Raw genomic sequence first — 16328 nt, 5'->3', positions numbered from 1 at the left:
GCGGCTACCCGCCGATGCTGTAGCGCGAGACCACGTCGCGTGCCTGCTCGACCTGGGCCCGGCTGAGCCCGTCGATCATCAGCTCGATCGTGAGGTCCTTGCGGGTGCTGAGCTCCACCGCGTGCACCCGCAGCGTTCCGTTGCGCTCCATCGTGAACGTCACGTCCAGCGGCGAACCCTTCGGCAGCGGCGGCAGCCCGCTGATCAGGCCGTCCCCGATCTTCTCGTTGTCCTCCAACGACTCCGATGCCCGCGCACCGGCCTGCTCCCACACCTCGATCTGGATCGAGACCTGCTTGTCGTACTTGGTCACGTACTGGCGCGACGGCGGTTCCGCGGGCAGCGGGTCGTTCGCGTTGATCAGGTGGTCGACGAACGTCACGTCGCTGCCGCCCTTGGACGCCTTGATGCCGAACGCCCGCGGCGACACCGTGACGACCTGCTTCTCGGCGAGCTTCGCCACCTGGGCCGGCTCGATGCCCAGCTGATCGGCGACCAGCGCGACGGCGGCGTCACTCGGCGACGCGCCGCTGCCGTCACCGTCCGGCAGCGCGATCTTCACCGACTGGATCAACCCGAACAGCGCGGCTCCCTTGGCCACCGCCAGATCCGGGTCGTGGATCTTGGGTTCGAACCCGAACCGGCTGCGCAACGTCTCCGCGACCGCGGGCATCCTGGTCGCGCCACCGACGAGCAGCACCTCGTCGAACTTGGTGACACCCTTGGCCTTCGCCGTCTCCACGGTCCGCGCGGTGATGTCCATGGTCCGGTCGAGCAGCTCGGCGGTGCTCTGCTCGAACATCTCACGGGTGAGCTCGGCCCTGGTGACCTCACCGGCGAACCGCATGTTGTGGCGGCGCGAGGTCATGGCGGACAACGCCTTCTTCATGTCCTCGGCGGCGTTCGCGAGCTCCTGCAGGAAGTCCTCGCTGTCCCCCGCGCCCGCGTCCGGGTGCTCGGCGACGAACGCGTCCCGCAGGAAGTCCGCGATCTTCTCGTCCCAGTCGGCGCCGCCGAGGTGGTGGTCGCCGTCGGTGCAGACGACCTGGACGTCGTTGCCGGACAGGCGGATGACCGTCGTGTCGAACGTGCCGCCGCCCAGGTCGTACACCAGGATCGTGCGGTCCTCGCCCGAGTTCATCGCCTCGTAGTGCAACGCGGCGGCCACCGGCTCCGGCACCACGTCGATCACGTTCAGCCCGGCGATCACGCCCGCGTTGCGGGTCGCCTCCCGCTGGCTCACCCCGAAGTAGGCGGGCACCGTGATGACGACGTCGCGCACCTGCTCACCGGTGTGCTCGGACGCGGAGCGCGCCAGCTCGCGCAGGATCACCGCGGAGATGCTCTCCGGCGTGTGCTCCTCGCCGTGGAAGGTGTAGGAGACCTTCTCGCCCATCTGGCGCTTGATCAGCGACGCCACCAGCTCCGGGCTGATCTTCGCCGAGCTCTTCGCGTCCCTGCCGACCACGATGTTGTCCGGCGTCTCGAAGAACACCACCGACGGGGTGGTCTCCTCGCCGACGGCGTTCTTGACGATCGTCGGGCGCCCCGTGTCGTCGATGTGCGCGACGCACGAGTACGTGGTGCCGAGGTCGATTCCGTAGATTCCCACTGTGCTCCTCAGGCCCCTGCCGGCTCGGCCCGCGCGGCCTGCTCCGTGCGGTAGAACACTGCTTTGGCGAGCCGGCGCATCCGGCCCGTGTCCCGCTCGCGCAGCCCGGCGAGCAGCGGGACCGCGACCGTGTTGTGCAGTGCCGGGTCGGCGGTCTCCTCGACCGAGCCGACGGCGTGCAGCCCCGACTGGAACTCCTCCCCAGCCACGGCCGCCACGACCTCGATCCCGCACCGGTCGAGCACCAGCACGACGTCGTCGGCGAAGCTCGCGAAGAGCTCGCTCGACAACCGCTCCGCCTGCGCGTTCAGCCCGTCGTAGAGGCGGACGAGATCGGAGATGACGGGGTCGAGAACCTCGCGGCGCATGCCGTTGCGCAACGACTGGTTCTCCTCGTGCAGCCGGTCTATCACCGATTCACGATGTGCGGCCCTTCGATGGAAATCCTTCACCGCGGTCTCGACAGCGGAGAGCCGTTCGGCCAGGTCGGCGAACGGCTCGGATTTGCTTTCTTCGGCGGGCGGCCCCATTGCGGGAAGCATGGCTCCATTTCCTATCACCGAGCGACCTCCTATAGCTGGCCATTTCATGGACAACAAGTGGCCAACACCCCGAGCCGCGCAGCGTGGTGTCACCATTCCCGTGATGCAGCCGCCCATTTTCATCTCGTACTCCGCGGCGGACGAACTCTTCGCCGAGAACCTGGGTCAAGGGCTCGAATCCGCGGGATTGCGAGTGTTCCTCGACAAATGGGACGTGCTGGCCGGTCAATCGATCATCGGACGCGTCGACGAGGGCATCGCGGCCGCCGCCACGGCGATCGTCGTGTGCAGCGAGAACAACTCCGACGACCCGCGCGTCACGCTGGAGTACGCGGCACTGGCCAAGCGCGCGCTGGACGGCAGGCTGCGCCGGCTGGTGCCGGTGCTGTCCCACAACGAGGCCCGGCTGCCACCCGTTCTCTCCGCGTGGCAGGCGTACAACTTCGCCGAAGCCGTCGACCTGGCGAGCTTCAACGCCCTGATCACCGGCCTGGTCGCCGAGCTGACGTCGGATCGAGTGCGGCCAGCCGACCTCTCGCTCGTCGTGCCCGCCGACCGCGCCCGCACCGCGAACAGCCCGCTGTGGACGACGATCCGGATCCGACCTTCCACGACCGCGCTCGCCACGGACGACACGGAGATCTCCGCAGCTCACCGCGGCCTCACCGAACGGGTCCGCCACGCGTGGTGGGAGCTCGGCAGGGCCCGCACGACCGCGGGCAGGGTCCTGCGCTCCGACGCCGCCCAGGCCGCCCGCGAACGCGACCTCGACGCCACCACCCGCGCGTTCGGCACCACGCTCGCCGAGGCGTTCCTGCCGGCGAGCGTCTCGAAGGCGCTCGCGGACCGGCTCAGGGAGTCGGCCCGCTCCGGCCGTCCCGCGCACATCGCGCTCGACGTCAGCGCCGGGCTCGCCGACCTGCCGTGGGAGAGCCTCGTTCTCGACGGCGAACCGCTCGCGTTGCGGCCGGGTGTGAGCGTGTACCGGCATCAGCCGGGTCTGGGGCCGACCGCGCGCACCGACGTGCCCGGCCCGTTGCGGGTGCTGGCGGTGATCGCGAGCCCGGACACCGGCGGCGGCGAGCTGCTCGACTACGAGTACGAGCTCGCCCGCATCCTCGACCAGGTGCACCGGGCCCGCCGCCACCGCGCCCACGTGCGGATCCTCAACTGGGGCTCGGTCGACGCCATCCGCGAGGCGCTCAAGGAGGACTTCCACGTCCTGCACATCTCGTGCCACGCCCGGCCGGGCGCGCTGGTGCTGGAGACGACCGATGGCCGCGCGGAGGAGCTCACGACGTGGCGGTTCGTGGACGAGCTGATCGAACCCGGCCGCGTGGTGCCGTTCGTGGTGCTCGCCGGGTGCGCCACCGCGCAGTCGGCCGCGTCGATGCCGGGGCTCGCACAGGGGCTGATCGAGCACGGGGTGCCCGCGGTGCTCGCGATGACGGCGTCGGTCACCGACGACTACGCGACCGAGTTCCTCTCTCGCGTCTACGGCGAGCTCGCGAGCCAGGAGGCACCTGATCCGCTCGCCGCCGTGTCCGCGGTGCGCAGGCTGATCGACGCCGAACGGCGCTTCACCGAGTGGGCCACGCCGGCGTTGTTCCAGCGGGTCCGGCAGCACCGGCTGTTCGATCCTGGCCACGTCGCCCCGGTCGACGACCAGGCCCGCGCGGTGCTCGCGAAGGGCATCGTCGACCTCGGCATCGGTGACTTCGTCGGCCGTCGTGCGGAGCTGCGCGAGCTGTTGCGGCAGCTCCGCGAGGTGCGCGGCGTCGTGATCCACGGCATGGGCGGCGCGGGCAAGAGCACGCTCGCCGCCGCCCTCGTGCACCTGCTCGGCGAGTCACGGCCGATCGTCCCGGTGACGCTGCACGGCCGGTGCACACCGGACCAGGTGCTGAAAGAGCTGGCCAGGGCGTTGCGCTGGCACAAGGTGCCCCGCGAGGACACCGCGTTCCTGCTCGACCAGTCGGAACCGTGGCGCGACCGCCTCGACGAGCTGGACCGCTACGTGCTGCCGAGGCTCGAGGCCGAGATCGTGCTGCTGCTCGACGACCCGGCGAGCGATCCGCACTCGGACGAGCTGCCCGACTTCGTGCCCGAGTGGCTCGAACTGCGCTCGCCCGCCCGGTTGATCATGACCACACGCGTGCCGCCCCGGCACCGCGAGCTCGTGACGCACCACCTCGGCCCGTTGTCGCTCGCCGAGACGAGGAAGCTGATCTACCGGCTGCCCGCGCTCGACCGGTTGCCTCCCGACGACGCGCAGCGCGCCTACCAGGCCGTTGGTGGTCACCCACGTGCCCTGGAGTACCTCGACGCGGTGCTGCGCGGCGGGCGGCGCGACACGGCGGAGCGCGGTTCCGGTGCCCACTTCGACACGGTCGTGCGGCGGATCGAGCGGCTCACGCCGGACGCGCGGTGGTGGCAGGACGGCGAACGCGGCCTCGACTCGGCGATCGCCGCGACCGTTACGATCGCTGCCGCCGACGTGCTGCTGAAGGACCTCTGCGCCGGGCTCGCCGAGTCCGCGCCCTCGGCGGCGGAACTGCTGGTCGCGGCCTCGGTCTACCGCCAGCCCGTCGAGGTTCAGGGCCTCGCCTGGGTGGTCGCCGCCGACGTGGTTCCCGAACCGGCTGTGCGCGACCGGCTGGCCACCGCGTACGCGTTGTTGTGCGAGGCGGAACGGCACGGCACCGCCCGTTCGCGCGCGGACCTCCCTCTGCCCGACCGCGTCCACGCGCAGCTCAACACGGATCTCTCGACGATGCGGCCGTTCGTGCGGCCCGAGCTGACGGAGGCGTGCGCCGAGCTGATGCGGCTCACGTTGCTGACCCCGGTCGGCGACGAGTTCATGGTGCACCGCTGGACCGCGGACGCCCTGGCCGAGCTCGCCCGGCCCGACCAGATCGTCGCCGCACACCGCAGGGCCGCGGCCTATCACCGCAGGCAGGCCGAACTGTGGCGGTCCGACCTGGTCGTCAGCCTCACGTCGTTGGAGGAGGCCAGGCATCACAGCTGGGCCGCGGGTCTCACGGGACAGGCGATCGCGATCAGCGCCGAGATGTGCGCGGTCCTGGACCGCATCGGCGCGTTGGACTGGGAATGGCACCTGTGCGCCGAAACGCTGGCGTTGATCGGTGCGGACGACCCCCGCGCACGGCCGTTCCACCACCGGACGTCCGTGGTGGAGCTGCGGCGTGGCCAGTTCGGCGCCGCCCACGCCGCGCAGCTGCGGGCGCAACAGCTCGCGGAGTCCTCCGGTGACCTGGTCGCCGTTGCCGCCGGACTGCAGCAGCTCGGCACCATCGCCCACGTCGCCCACGATCCCGACGCCGCGGAAGCCGCCTACCGCGAGGCGATCAAGGTCGCGGGCGACGCCCGCATCTCCGAACAGCTCGACGCGAGGACCGTGCTCGCGGGCTGCTACCAGCGCCTCGGCGGGCTCGCGCTGGCCCGCAGCGACGAGGAGGAAGCCCACTTCTTCAGCCACGGCGCGCTCGACGTGGCCGCCGAGATCGGCGAGGAGACCGACTCGGTCACGATCCACGCCGACCTGGCCGAGCTCGCCCACGCGTGCGGCGAGCACGCCGCCGCCGAACGCCACGAGCTGCGCGCCCAGGAGGTGAGCGCGGCCGACGTCGACGTGCGGCGGGTGTTCGCCGCGGCGTTGCTGCAGCTCGGAGCCGTGCACGTCGCGCGAAGGCTGTTCGACCAGGCGTGGGACTGCTTCGTCGACGCGCGAGACCACGCGGAGACCCTGGAGGACGCGGGGCTGCTCGCCACGTGCGTCCAGCTGCAGGGCGAGGCGCTGCTGCAGCTGGGCAAGCTCACCGACGCGCGCGAGGCCTACGAGTACTTCATCGAGCTCGCGGAGGACCTCGACGACCAGCGCGGCCAGGCCGTCGCCCACCAGCAGCTCGGCCGCATCTGGGCGGCCCAGGGCGACCTGCGCGGGGCCCGCGAGTCGCTGCGGCGCTCGGTCGAGATGGACCCGGTGCTGGAAGGCACCTCGCAGCTGGTGCTCGGTGGCGTGCTGGCCAAGGCCGGGCTCCTGGAGGAAGCGGCCGACGTGCTCGAACGCGGTCTCGCCGCCAGCACGGACCTGCTCGCGATGGGCTTCGTCATCCAGCTGGCCCTGGTGCGGCTGCGGCGGGAGGACATCGCGGGCGCCGAGGAGCTCTTCGAACGCGGCATCGACAAGGCGCAGGAGCTCAACAGCCGCCGCGGCGGTGCCGTGTGCATGCTGGCGCTGGGCATGATCGCGCGGTCCCGCAACCGGCCGGACGACGCCGAGGACTGGTACGACGCGGTGATGGAGGTGGCAGCGGACGACCCCCGGCTCGTGTCGGAGGCGCTGCTGCGCAAGGGCGACCTCGAGTTCGAGCACGGCAACCCGGCCGGTGCCATGAAGTTCTACGACGAGTGCACGGACAAGCTGGCCGGCATCGTCGCCCCCGACCTGGTCGCGGAGCTGTTCCGGCAGACCGGCCGCTGCTTCGCCGAACTGGGTGAGCACGGCGAGGCGGTGGCGAACCTGGCTTTGGCCGAGGAGACGTTCGGCGAGCTCGGCAGGCGGTCGGAGGTGCTCACGACGCTGGTGTCGCTCGCCTGGGTGCTGGCCGCGGGCGGCTGGCACCGGTCGGCGACGGCGGTCATGCGCGGTGCCGGACGCGTCGCCGAGGAGCTGCCGCCGTCGGTCTCCGTCGTGGTCAGCCTGCTGCTCGCGGGCGACGGTGCCCTCGCCGACGGCGACCTGCACGAGGCATGGGAACGCTACGACGACGCACGGCGGATGGCGTTCGACACGGGCGTCCGCTCGTTGCTCGCGGACTGCCGGTTACATCTGGCCCTGGTCGCCGCGCGCATGGGCCAGGACTCGCCGGGCGACTTCGCCGCTGCTCTCGCGATCTGCGAACGGCAGAAGGACCCCATGCTGGCGATGTACGTGCATTGGGCGTGGGGTCGCACTCTCGGCGACCGCGGCCATCTCGCCGATGCGGGCGCACTCGCCGACGACCTGCACGTACCGGCCGTGGCCGACTCGGTCGACTCGTTGCTGGACGGCGAGTCGGTCCCCGCGCTGGACCGGCGGGTGCGCGCCGAGCTCACCGCGCTGCTGTGGCTGCGCCGCCGGCGTGCGTCCGACGGCGAGAGCGCGTCCGGGGACCGGTTCGTGGCCAGGGTCGGGCCCGCGATCGACGACGTGGTGCGCGACCTGGCGCCGTTGCCGTCCGGGGTGTCGAGCGTGCCCGCTGTCGTGAGCCCGTCCGTCTAGGTGTGGCGCGGAATGTTGCCGGGGAATTTGCGGTCAGCCTGCCGACCGCACGGTTGGCAGCAGTTGGGGTGATCAGCAAACGCGTCAGCATTTCTCTACCACCATCTCGGCAGCGACGTGCATGAGAGCGCGACCATCCGGGCTTTCGGTGACGAGCACCAGACCGCCCAGCCCCCTGCCCGACTCAACGGAGCACAACCAAGCCGCGACGCTCTACTAGTAGGCCGTCGCGGCTTAGTTGTGTGGTCCGCGATCTTGAGTTGGTTGTAGTTGCGAGCCGAGGCAAACGTTTGCTGATCACGCCACCTACCGCCAACTCACGATCACATCGCCGACACGCCGCGCGACACGCGGACGACCGGCCCATACCAAAGGTTAGAGGCGACGCTCTACTAGATTCTCGACATGCGGGCGACCGCGTCCTTGGCCGCGTTGACGTCCTGCCTAGTCAGGTCACCGATCTTGATCTCGGTCTCCGCCGTCTTGTTCGTGCGCAGGTCCTGCGCCGTGACGTGCAACGTGCCGTTCTCGTCCATCCGGAACGTGACGTTGACCGGCGAGTCCTTCGGCAACGGCGGCAGCCGGTCGATGCACGCCCCGCCGATCTGCTTGTTGTGCTCGGGCAGCTCGGACGCGATCGCTCCCGCCTGCTCCCAGATCTCGATGTCGATCGACCGCTGGTTGTGGTCGAACGTCTGGAACTGCTGCGTCTCCTGCGCGGGCAGCGGCGTGTTGGCGTCGAGCAGGTGCGCGACCAGGAACTTCTTCCTGTCCTCCGGGTGCGCCGGGTCGACCACCGCGACGCCGAACGCCCGCGGCGTCACGATGGTGACCTTGCGCGACGCCACCGCCTCGACCGCCGCGTTCGACAGGCCGAGGCGATCCGCGTCGTTGCCACCGATCTTCAGCGACTGGGCCAGGGCGAACAGCGCCGCGCCCTTCGCGACGGCGAGGTCCGGCTCGTGCACCTTCGGCGAGAACCTGAAGCGGGTCCGCAGCGCCTCGGCGACCGCGGGCATGCGGGTCGAACCGCCCACGAGCAGCACCTCGTCGAACGTCGTGACACCGCGTTGCGAGGCCAGCGCGAGGGTGCGGGCGGTGATGTCCATCGTGCGGCCGAGCAGCTCGGCCGTGGCCTGCTCGAACTCCTGTCTGGTGATCTCGACCAGGGCGCTGCGCCCGCCGAAGTGCACCTGCTGCCGCCGCCGTTGCATGCTGGTCAGCGCCTTCTTCATGTCCTCGGCGAGCAGCCCGACGTCCTGGAGGAAGTCCTCGCTCTCGGTCGCGTCCGAGCCGGGGTGCTCCGCCATGAACCGCTCGCAGACGAGACCCGCGAGCTTCTCGTCCCAGTCGGCCCCGCCCAGCTCGTGGTCGCCGTCGGTGCAGACCACCGTCACGTCGTTGCCGACCAGCTTGATCACCGTGGTGTCGAAGGTGCCGCCACCCAGGTCGAACACCAGGACCGTCCGGTCGGCACCGGCGTTGAGCACCCCGTAGTACAACGCCGCCGCGACGGGCTCCGGCACGACGTTGACGACGTTGAGGCCCGCGATCTCACCGGCGGTCCTGGTGGCCTCGCGCTCGGCGACGCCGAAGTAGGCGGGCACGGTGATGACGACGTCCCTGACCACCTCGCCCGCCTCGTGCGCCGACCTCACCAGGTCGCGCAGGATGAACGCGGAAATGCCCTCCGGCGAGTACTCCTGGCCGTGGAAGTCGAGCCGCACGTCGCGTTTGCCCATGTCCCGTTTGATGAGGGCGACGACCAACCCGGGATCCCGCAGCGCCGCGTTCTTCGCTTCCTTCCCGACGACCGTGTTGTAGGGCGTCTCGAAGTACACGACCGACGGCGTGGATTCCTCTCCGGTGACGTTCCGGATTACGTGCGGGCGGCCCGTCTGGTCGATTCGTGCGATGCAGGAATAGGTCGTACCGAGGTCGATGCCGTAGACAGTCATCCACACCCCAAGTCTCGTGAAGGCCGACTATTCTGCCACTCGGAGTGCACAGCGGAAACTATTCGACGTCCGGGTGGAATTCATGCTCTGGGACTTTTTCGTGTCCGCCGCCGAAACCGACGGCGACTGGGCCAGGTGGATCGCGTTCCAGCTGGAGCAGGAGGGCCACCAAGTCCGGGCCGAGGTCCGCGATCGCCTCCCCGGCCACCACCGCGTGCACCGCGTCGACGAGGCGGTGCGCCTCTCCCGTCGAACGCTGGTCGTGCTCTCCCCCGCCTACCTCGCCGACACCGCCCTCGCCGCCGAGTGGCACGCCGCGTGGGACGCCGACCCGGCCGGAGTGCGGCGCAAGCTGATCCCGGTCCGTGTCGCCGACTGCCGTCCAGAGGGCCTGCTGCGCGACGTGCGGTACCTCGACCTCGTCGGCCTGAACCGCGACCAGGCGGCGGCGACGCTGATCGCGGGGATCAACGGCACCCATAGGCGCCAGGCCGGGCAGCGGCTTTTCCCGCACTGATCACCCTCCCGGGAAGGGCGGCTCTTCCGTCGGCTTCGGACGTTCGAGGTCGATGCCCTTGAGCAGCCGCCGTTTCGCCTCGTCCCGATCGGTGCCGACGAGGTCGATGTAGACGATCGCCGCGAGCAGCCCCGGCGGCCTGCACTCCTTGACCCGCACGGGAATCAGCGTGCGCTCCACCCCCACCGGATCGCGCACGTAGGCCGCCGCCCACTCCGACAGCGGATAGGGCCGGTCCGCGTAGGTGGGGCTGAGCACCGCGATCGTGCGGGTCGCCGCCGCCCCCAGCTGCATCTGCCGCACGACGTTGTGGCCGGGCAGCATGTCCTGCTCCTGGAAGACGACCTCGTACCCCTCCAGCTCGAGCACGGCCGCGATCCAGCGCGCCCAGTCGATGTCGTGCTTGGCGAACGACACGAAGAAGTCAGCTGCCACGTTGTCCTCTGCCCTGGACGTACCCCGCTCTGCCACCCGGCACAGTAGGACCGGGCCGTCCGTCAGAGCGGTCGTGACAACGATCTGGCCATGAACTGGCAGCCGTTCAGGGCAGCACGGTCCAGGTGGGCTCCAGAACGACGAGGTCGCCGTTGATCCCCGCGAGGTCCTCCGCGGCACCGGATGCCTTGCGCAAACGTGGAAAGCGCTCTCGCTGATACCGGCCGTGGTCCTGCTCCGACTGCCACCACGTCAGCACGAGGAACTCCTGCTCGTCGCGGCCGAACAGCCCGCCGAGCATGCCGGGTGCGTCTTCCATACCCGGATTCCACACCTCAGCCTGCGCGCGGACGAAGTGCTCTTCTCTGCCAGGAAGCACATCGCAGTGGGCCAGCCTGACGACGTTCCCCGCACCGGGCTCCGCACCGATGATCAGCTCGAGCTCGAACAGGCGCACGCTGATCTCCGCGTAGCTCCCGGCCTGCCCAGCGGCGAGGCCGTCGTGCGGTCCGGTGAGGAACGCCGCGTAATCGTCAGCCGACCACCACCACGCGAACACGTGCGCAACGCCGAGCCGAGTCCGGCTCCACCCGCCCCACTGGCCGCGGAACCCCGGGACGTCAGCAAGCGCTTTCCACCGCTCCTGGCCAAGGGTGAACGCCGCACGATCGGTGACCCGGCACCGCACCCACTTGATCAGCACGCTCAGTGGTTCAGGTCGGTCCGCAGCGCGGCCGCCCCGCGCAGGTAGACGTGCTTGATCGACGACCGCGGCAGGTCCGTCTCGACGTGCGCCAGCAGCCGGATCACCCGCGGCATGGCGCCGGGCACGGCGATCTCGGTCGCGGACAGCAGCGGAACGTCGGAGAGCCCTGCCTGGCGTGCCGCGTAGGCCGGGAACTCGGACGTCAGATCGGGTGTGGCGGTGAGCACGACGCTGATCAGGTCGTCGGTCGACAGGGCGTTGCGCTCCAGCACCTCCCGCACCAGCTCGGCCGTGGCCTCCAGCAGCAGTTCGCGCGAGTCCGCGTCGATCTGCGTGGCTCCCCTGATCGCTCGTACAGCCATGCGATCGACAGTAGCGCGGCATGAGCGCGCACGCCGGGGCTCACCCGTCGACGACGATGTTGGGGTACCGCGTGGTGAGGCCGAGCAGGTTGACGACATAGGCAGCCCACCCGCCGCCGAGCAGCACGAGCCGCCGTTCCCCCAGGTTCGTCGCCGTCTCGATCAGCACGTGCAGACCGCTCGACCCGATGAAAGTCAGGTCCGTGAAGTCGATCACGACGTCCCCTCCGTCCCCGGACGCGCAGGCCAGGGCCAGTTCGGACCGCAGCAGCCCACTGGTGGTCAGGTCGACCTCGCCGAGCAGCGTCACCCACGCGCCCCGGCGGCGCACTTCGAGCAGTCCTGGTACGGGTTCCATCGCGCGCCTCACGGATCGGGAGACAGCAGGTCGCGCACCGCCGCGAGCACACGCAGTGGATGCGCTGGTTTCGGTAGGTAAGCATCGGCCACCGACGTGGCCGACTCGATCGCCGAAACGGCTACAACCGGCACTCCGAACGCCCGCGCGACGGCGGCGAACCGCGTCCCCTCACCATGAGACGTCAACAGGTCGACCACCGCCAGCGCTGGAGGGTTCTCCAGCGCCGCCTCGGCCGCCTCCACCGTCGTCACGAGCGCCGCCTCGTAGCCCTCGGCGTGCAGGAACGCGGCCAGCGACTGACCGGAGAACCTGTCGCCGTCCACGATCAGCACGCGCGGACGTCCCGGTGGCGCGGGCAGATCCGGGACGCCCGCACGCGACCAGACCCGGACGAGCGCTCGCACGACCGTGCCGGGCCAGGTCGGTCTGCCGGGCCGCACCTGCACCTCGTCGGCGATGCCGAACAGCAGCCGCAACCCGAGCGGGCGGGAGGAGGCACCGCCGTGGTCGAACACTCCGTCGTCCTCGATCGTCAGCAGCACCGCGTGATCGCGCAGCTCCCACGTCACCCCCACGACGGACGCGCCCGCGCACCGCACCGCGTTCTCCGCCGCCTCGGACACCGCGAGCAGCACGTCCCGCGCGTCGTCACCGTTCAGGCCCGACTCACCGGCGAGCTCCCGCACGAAGACCCGGATCGCGGGCAACGACCCCGGAACCGCCGGAAACCATCGGGTCTGTGCGTTCATCACGCGGCATACAACGGAGCAGTCAGCAACGGTGTGATCAACTCCCTCAGCGTGGTCGCGCGGCGCCTGTCCGCCTCGGCGTGCAGCGGTTCGAGCTTCTTGCGCGTTCGTGCGGACAGGATGTCCGCGGACTGCGTCACGGTCAGCGCCGCGACCGCCGCCGCCTCGTCCGCGTCGCCTTCCAGAAGATGGTTGAGCGACAACGAGATCAGCGCGAACGTCCGGCTGCGCGCCATCTCCTCGCGATAGCCCGTGACGGCCTGCCCCAGCGCGGTGATCGCCGGACGCGCGAAGCTCGTGTCGACCGTGCGCGCGAGAGTCGTGTAGACGGCACCGGTGATCCCGGCGAGGTCGTGCACGTCGAAGAACGCCGCCCACGGCTGCGCACTGTCCACATCCGCCCGTGCGAACTCGTCGTGCGCACGCCCCAGCAACGCCAGCGCCGGCCCGCGCTGCCCGAGCTCGGCGTAGCACCACGCCTGGTTCGCGGCGAGGATCGCGGCCGTGTGGTGGTTCGTCCCGACCAGACCGGCGAGACGGAACATGCCGAGGGCTTCGGCGGGCCCACCGTGGTGCAGGTGGACCCGCCCCATCCGGTAGCGGATGTTCGCCACCAGATCCTCGTCCTGGGCGAAGTCCAGGGCGAGCTGGAAGTGGCGGTGCGCGGACCCGCCGAGCCCGGCGTCGAAGGCGGTCCATCCCGCGAGCGCGTGCAGTTCGGCGACGGCACGGCGGAACTCACGGCGCACCGCGGCACTCGCCGAATGCGCGAACGCCTTGTCACACCACGACAACAGCGCCTGCACCTGGGTACGGCACGACCCACCGCCGTAGCGGTAGTCCACGGCTCGCAGCGCGGCCGTCATCGCCCGCAGATGCCTGACGTGCACGAGCCCGATCTTGGCGTGCGGCGGTGGCAGCAAGGGCGAAGCGTCCTGATGCATCCGCCGAGTCTGTTCCGGCGGCCCGATCGTCCGACAGGGCCGAACGAACCCGGCCGACAGGGCCCTAAGGATGAGACAGGTCGGCGAGCAGCAAGCCGCTGCGCGGTTTGGGGGTGAAGTAGGTGCTCTTGCGCGGCATCTTGGTTCCTGCCAGCACTTCCTTCATCGGCACCGGTGCGATCAGCAACACCGCCTCGGCCTCGACCGAGGGGTCGACGACCGGGCGCACGCTCGGGCTCTCGGGGTCCAGCCCGAGTGCCCGGTCCAGCAGGACGGACTCCACGACGGCGTGGTCGATCCCTTGTCCGGCAGGCAGTTCCACTCGCAGGACCTCGTCGGCGCACCGCACGACGACCACACCCGGCTCGGGGTCGACGACGTAGGGCAACGACGACACCGTGAGCCCTACCCGTTCCCACGCGGTCACCAGATCGGACGCGCCCAACCCGGTTCCGGCGATCGCGCGGTGGATCGGCCCGACCCGCAGCCCCGGCCCGGACGTGACGAGCGCCAGCAGACCGGCGAGCCCCGCCGACCGCGCCGCCGCCACGCGGTGGTTGCCGTCCGCCACGAGCAACGGATGCGCGCCGGCCGCCTCCAGGAACGCGTCCTGCAACGCGCCCGGCCCCACGAGCCACACCCAGTGCCTGCGCCCGCCGGAGTCCACAAGGGACACTTCCGGCTCCCCGGTCATGCCGAGCACGAGATCGGTCAGCCCGTCGTGCGGCGTGATCGGGATGAGCATCGCGGCGCTCGTGGCGGTGCCGAGCGAGGCCAGCACCTGGCCGCGTTCGGCGACCACGTCCGGGTAGACGTCCTCGGTGTGCGCGATCGCGTCCGGGTCGACGAGGCACAGCACCCCGCACGCCGTCCCGTCCGGTCCGTCCACCCGGTACGGCGCGACGACGTCGGTCACCTCCCGGTACGCCCGCCGGATCAGCGCCGCGAGCTCCGCGCGGGCGTGTGGCAACGTGTCCAGCAGTCCCGTCCCCGCGGCCAGCGCGGCCGGAGTGCGGTGCGGGTGCTGCACGCCCAGCAACGTCCCGTGCCCGGCTCTGGCGAGCGCCCCGATCACCTGTCCGGGTTCGGCGAACTCGTCGACGTCGGGACCCGGCACGCGGTCGCGCACCACCCACCCGCGTCGCACTGGGCGTACTCGCAGTGTCATCCACGTATCATGATCTGTGTGAACGTCGAGATCACGCCTTTGCCGGGAATCGGAACGCGCCAGGACTTCATGATCCGCGCCGGACGTCGCGTCGGCGTGATCACATACCGGGACGGCCGGTTCGAGCTCATCCTCTCGAAGGCGTCGGATCCCGATTCCTGTGCCGCGTCGATACCCCTCTCACCGGAAGAGGCGAACACGCTCGCGGGCCTGCTCGGCGCGCCGCAGCTCGTCGCCCACCTGCGCGAGGAGCACCGCGACATCACCGGCATCACCACCCGCCAGCTGCCGGTCACCGCGTTCGCGAACCACACGCTCGGTGAGACCGCTCTGCGCACGAGGACCGGTGCGTCCATCGTGGCCGTCGTGCGCTCGGGCAACGCACACCCGTCGCCCGGCCCCGACTTCATCTTCGAAAACGGCGACCTCGCTGTCGTCGTCGGCACCGCGGAAGGCCTCGACGCCGCCGCTGAGATCCTCCACGGCGGTTAACCACAGTGCACGAGACAACTATCGCCATGATCCAACTGGGTGGCGTGTTCTTCGGCCTGGGTCTGCTCGGCCGCGTCGCCTGGAAGATGGGCATCTCACCCATCCCGCTCTACCTCATCGGTGGTCTCGCGTTCGGCGCCGGCGGCTTGGTCCCGTTACACGGCATTCAAGAATTCACGCACCTCGCCAGCGAGATCGGCGTCGTGCTGCTCCTCCTGCTGCTGGGCCTGGAGTACTCGGCGTCCGAACTCACCACGGGCCTGAAGCGCTCGTGGATGGCGGGCGTGCTCGACCTCGTGCTGAACGCGGCACCGGGCGCGATCGCCGCGTTGCTGCTGGGCTGGGGCCCGGTGGCGGCGCTCGCGATGGCGGGCGTCACGTACATCTCCTCGTCCGGCATCGTCGCGAAGGTCCTCGGCGACCTGGGCCGGCTGGGCAACCGCGAAACGCCGGTCGTGCTGTCCGTGCTCGTGTTCGAGGACCTTGCGATGGCCGTCTACCTGCCGGTGCTGACGGCCGTGCTGTCGGGCGTGAGCTTCCTCGGCGGGCTCACGTCGGTCGGCATCTCGTTGCTCGCGATCACCGTGGTTCTGGTGGTGGCGTTGAAGTACGGCAGGTTCATCTCGGCCATTGTGGACAGTCCGGACCACGAGGTGTTCCTGCTGAAGCTCCTCGGCTCCGCGTTGCTCGTGGCGGGCGTCGCCTCGCAGCTGCAGGTGTCGGCCGCGGTCGGCGCGTTCCTGCTCGGCATCGCGATCTCCGGCTCGACCGCCGAGAACGCCACCCGGCTGCTCGAACCCCTGCGCGACCTGTTCGCCGCGATGTTCTTCGTCGTGTTCGGACTCAACACCGACCCGCGCACGATTCCGCCCGTTCTCGGCATCGCCGTCGCGCTGGCCGCCATCACGACCGCCACGAAGGTCGTCACGGGCTGGTGGGCGGCCCGCAGGCAGGGCATCGGCAAGATGGGCCGCATCCGTGCGGGAGCGGCGCTGGTGGCGCGCGGCGAGTTCTCCATCGTCATCGCGGGACTGGCCGTGGCGTCCGGTCAGGTGAACGACCGGCTGGCAGCTCTCGCAACCGCGTACGTGCTGCTGATGGCGATCCTGGGGCCGATCGCGGCCAAGTACGTTGAGCCGATCGGGGAATTCTTTCAGCGAAGAAGGCATACGGCCTGAAACAGAAGCCCCCAGATGAC

14 protein-coding genes are annotated in these 16328 nt (G+C 70.3%); 4 read left to right on the top strand and 10 right to left on the bottom strand.

Annotated features, from left to right (window positions below):
- Positions 1-4: 4 nt before the first annotated feature.
- Together JOD27_RS35945 and JOD27_RS35940 are read right to left on the bottom strand one after the other, a co-directional pair.
- Positions 5-1612, bottom strand: coding sequence for an Hsp70 family protein (locus tag JOD27_RS35945; RefSeq protein ID WP_307830524.1), 1608 nt, complete (start codon positions 1610-1612; stop codon positions 5-7).
- 8 nt (positions 1613-1620) lie between these two features.
- Entirely contained in the window at positions 1621-2154 is a 534-nt protein-coding gene (locus JOD27_RS35940; RefSeq protein ID WP_204766789.1) for a hypothetical protein, read from the bottom strand.
- A 103-nt stretch (positions 2155-2257) separates the two neighbouring features.
- Here JOD27_RS35940 and JOD27_RS35935 point away from each other — a divergent pair, with 103 nt between their 5' ends.
- Positions 2258-7438: a CHAT domain-containing protein gene (locus JOD27_RS35935; protein WP_204766787.1), complete on the top strand. Its 5181-nt coding sequence runs from the start codon at positions 2258-2260 to the stop codon at positions 7436-7438.
- Between the two features lie 392 nt (positions 7439-7830).
- Here JOD27_RS35935 and JOD27_RS35930 read toward each other — a convergent pair whose 3' ends face one another.
- The gene (locus JOD27_RS35930; RefSeq protein WP_204766784.1) at positions 7831-9396 is read right to left on the bottom strand and encodes an Hsp70 family protein; all 1566 of its coding nucleotides are present in this window, start codon (positions 9394-9396) and stop codon (positions 7831-7833) included.
- 82 nt (positions 9397-9478) lie between these two features.
- Here JOD27_RS35930 and JOD27_RS35925 point away from each other — a divergent pair, with 82 nt between their 5' ends.
- Positions 9479-9913, top strand: a complete 435-nt coding sequence (locus JOD27_RS35925) for a toll/interleukin-1 receptor domain-containing protein (RefSeq protein ID WP_204766783.1) — start codon at positions 9479-9481, stop codon at positions 9911-9913.
- Here the strand turns inward: JOD27_RS35925 and JOD27_RS35920 are convergent, their stop codons facing one another.
- From JOD27_RS35920 to JOD27_RS35890, 7 genes are all read right to left on the bottom strand, one after another.
- Positions 9914-10348 (bottom strand): toll/interleukin-1 receptor domain-containing protein, encoded by a 435-nt coding sequence (locus tag JOD27_RS35920; RefSeq protein ID WP_204766781.1) that lies wholly within the window; start codon positions 10346-10348, stop codon positions 9914-9916.
- Between the two features lie 106 nt (positions 10349-10454).
- A complete protein-coding gene (locus JOD27_RS35915) occupies positions 10455-11051 on the bottom strand; it encodes a DUF4937 domain-containing protein (protein ID WP_204766780.1) in 597 nt (198 codons plus the stop codon).
- A 2-nt stretch (positions 11052-11053) separates the two neighbouring features.
- On the bottom strand, positions 11054-11416 hold the full coding sequence (gene aroH, locus JOD27_RS35910) for a chorismate mutase (protein ID WP_204766779.1): 363 nt from the start codon (positions 11414-11416) through the stop codon (positions 11054-11056).
- A 40-nt stretch (positions 11417-11456) separates the two neighbouring features.
- Positions 11457-11774, bottom strand: coding sequence for an STAS domain-containing protein (locus JOD27_RS35905; RefSeq protein WP_204766778.1), 318 nt, complete (start codon positions 11772-11774; stop codon positions 11457-11459).
- An 8-nt stretch (positions 11775-11782) separates the two neighbouring features.
- The gene (locus JOD27_RS35900; RefSeq protein WP_204766777.1) at positions 11783-12526 is read right to left on the bottom strand and encodes an ATP-binding protein; all 744 of its coding nucleotides are present in this window, start codon (positions 12524-12526) and stop codon (positions 11783-11785) included.
- Positions 12526-13470, bottom strand: a complete 945-nt coding sequence (locus JOD27_RS35895) for an NsdA family TPR-like regulatory protein (RefSeq protein ID WP_204766776.1) — start codon at positions 13468-13470, stop codon at positions 12526-12528. The genes JOD27_RS35900 and JOD27_RS35895 overlap by 1 nt, the downstream gene beginning before the upstream one ends.
- A gap of 64 nt (positions 13471-13534) precedes the next feature.
- Entirely contained in the window at positions 13535-14638 is a 1104-nt protein-coding gene (locus JOD27_RS35890) for a DUF1015 family protein (RefSeq protein ID WP_204766775.1), read from the bottom strand.
- An 18-nt stretch (positions 14639-14656) separates the two neighbouring features.
- On the opposite strand from JOD27_RS35890, the gene JOD27_RS35885 reads away from it, so the two are divergent.
- Entirely contained in the window at positions 14657-15130 is a 474-nt protein-coding gene (locus JOD27_RS35885) for a cation:proton antiporter regulatory subunit (protein ID WP_204766773.1), read from the top strand.
- A 26-nt stretch (positions 15131-15156) separates the two neighbouring features.
- Positions 15157-16308 carry a cation:proton antiporter gene (locus JOD27_RS35880; protein WP_239570437.1) on the top strand — a complete coding sequence of 384 codons (1152 nt, stop codon included), beginning with the start codon at positions 15157-15159 and terminating at the stop codon, positions 16306-16308.
- Positions 16309-16328 lie beyond the last annotated feature (20 nt).

The organism is Lentzea nigeriaca (genome assembly GCF_016907955.1).
GTDB classification, from domain to species: domain Bacteria; phylum Actinomycetota; class Actinomycetes; order Mycobacteriales; family Pseudonocardiaceae; genus Lentzea; species Lentzea nigeriaca.
This window is presented reverse-complemented; position numbering and strand designations above follow the sequence as displayed.

Excerpts from the sequence above, each read along its gene's own strand:
- JOD27_RS35935 (WP_204766787.1), top strand. The coding sequence starts at position 2,258 with ATGCAGCCGCCCATTTTCATCTCGTACTCCGCGGCGGACGAACTCTTC.
- aroH (WP_204766779.1), bottom strand. The coding sequence starts at position 11,416 with ATGGCTGTACGAGCGATCAGGGGAGCCACGCAGATCGACGCGGACTCG.
- JOD27_RS35905 (WP_204766778.1), bottom strand. The coding sequence starts at position 11,774 with ATGGAACCCGTACCAGGACTGCTCGAAGTGCGCCGCCGGGGCGCGTGG.
- JOD27_RS35880 (WP_239570437.1), top strand. The coding sequence starts at position 15,157 with ATGATCCAACTGGGTGGCGTGTTCTTCGGCCTGGGTCTGCTCGGCCGC.
- JOD27_RS35895 (WP_204766776.1), bottom strand. The coding sequence starts at position 13,470 with ATGCATCAGGACGCTTCGCCCTTGCTGCCACCGCCGCACGCCAAGATC.
- JOD27_RS35930 (WP_204766784.1), bottom strand. The coding sequence starts at position 9,396 with ATGACTGTCTACGGCATCGACCTCGGTACGACCTATTCCTGCATCGCA.
- JOD27_RS35900 (WP_204766777.1), bottom strand. The coding sequence starts at position 12,526 with ATGAACGCACAGACCCGATGGTTTCCGGCGGTTCCGGGGTCGTTGCCC.
- JOD27_RS35925 (WP_204766783.1), top strand. The coding sequence starts at position 9,479 with ATGCTCTGGGACTTTTTCGTGTCCGCCGCCGAAACCGACGGCGACTGG.
- JOD27_RS35940 (WP_204766789.1), bottom strand. The coding sequence starts at position 2,154 with ATGCTTCCCGCAATGGGGCCGCCCGCCGAAGAAAGCAAATCCGAGCCG.
- JOD27_RS35890 (WP_204766775.1), bottom strand. The coding sequence starts at position 14,638 with ATGACACTGCGAGTACGCCCAGTGCGACGCGGGTGGGTGGTGCGCGAC.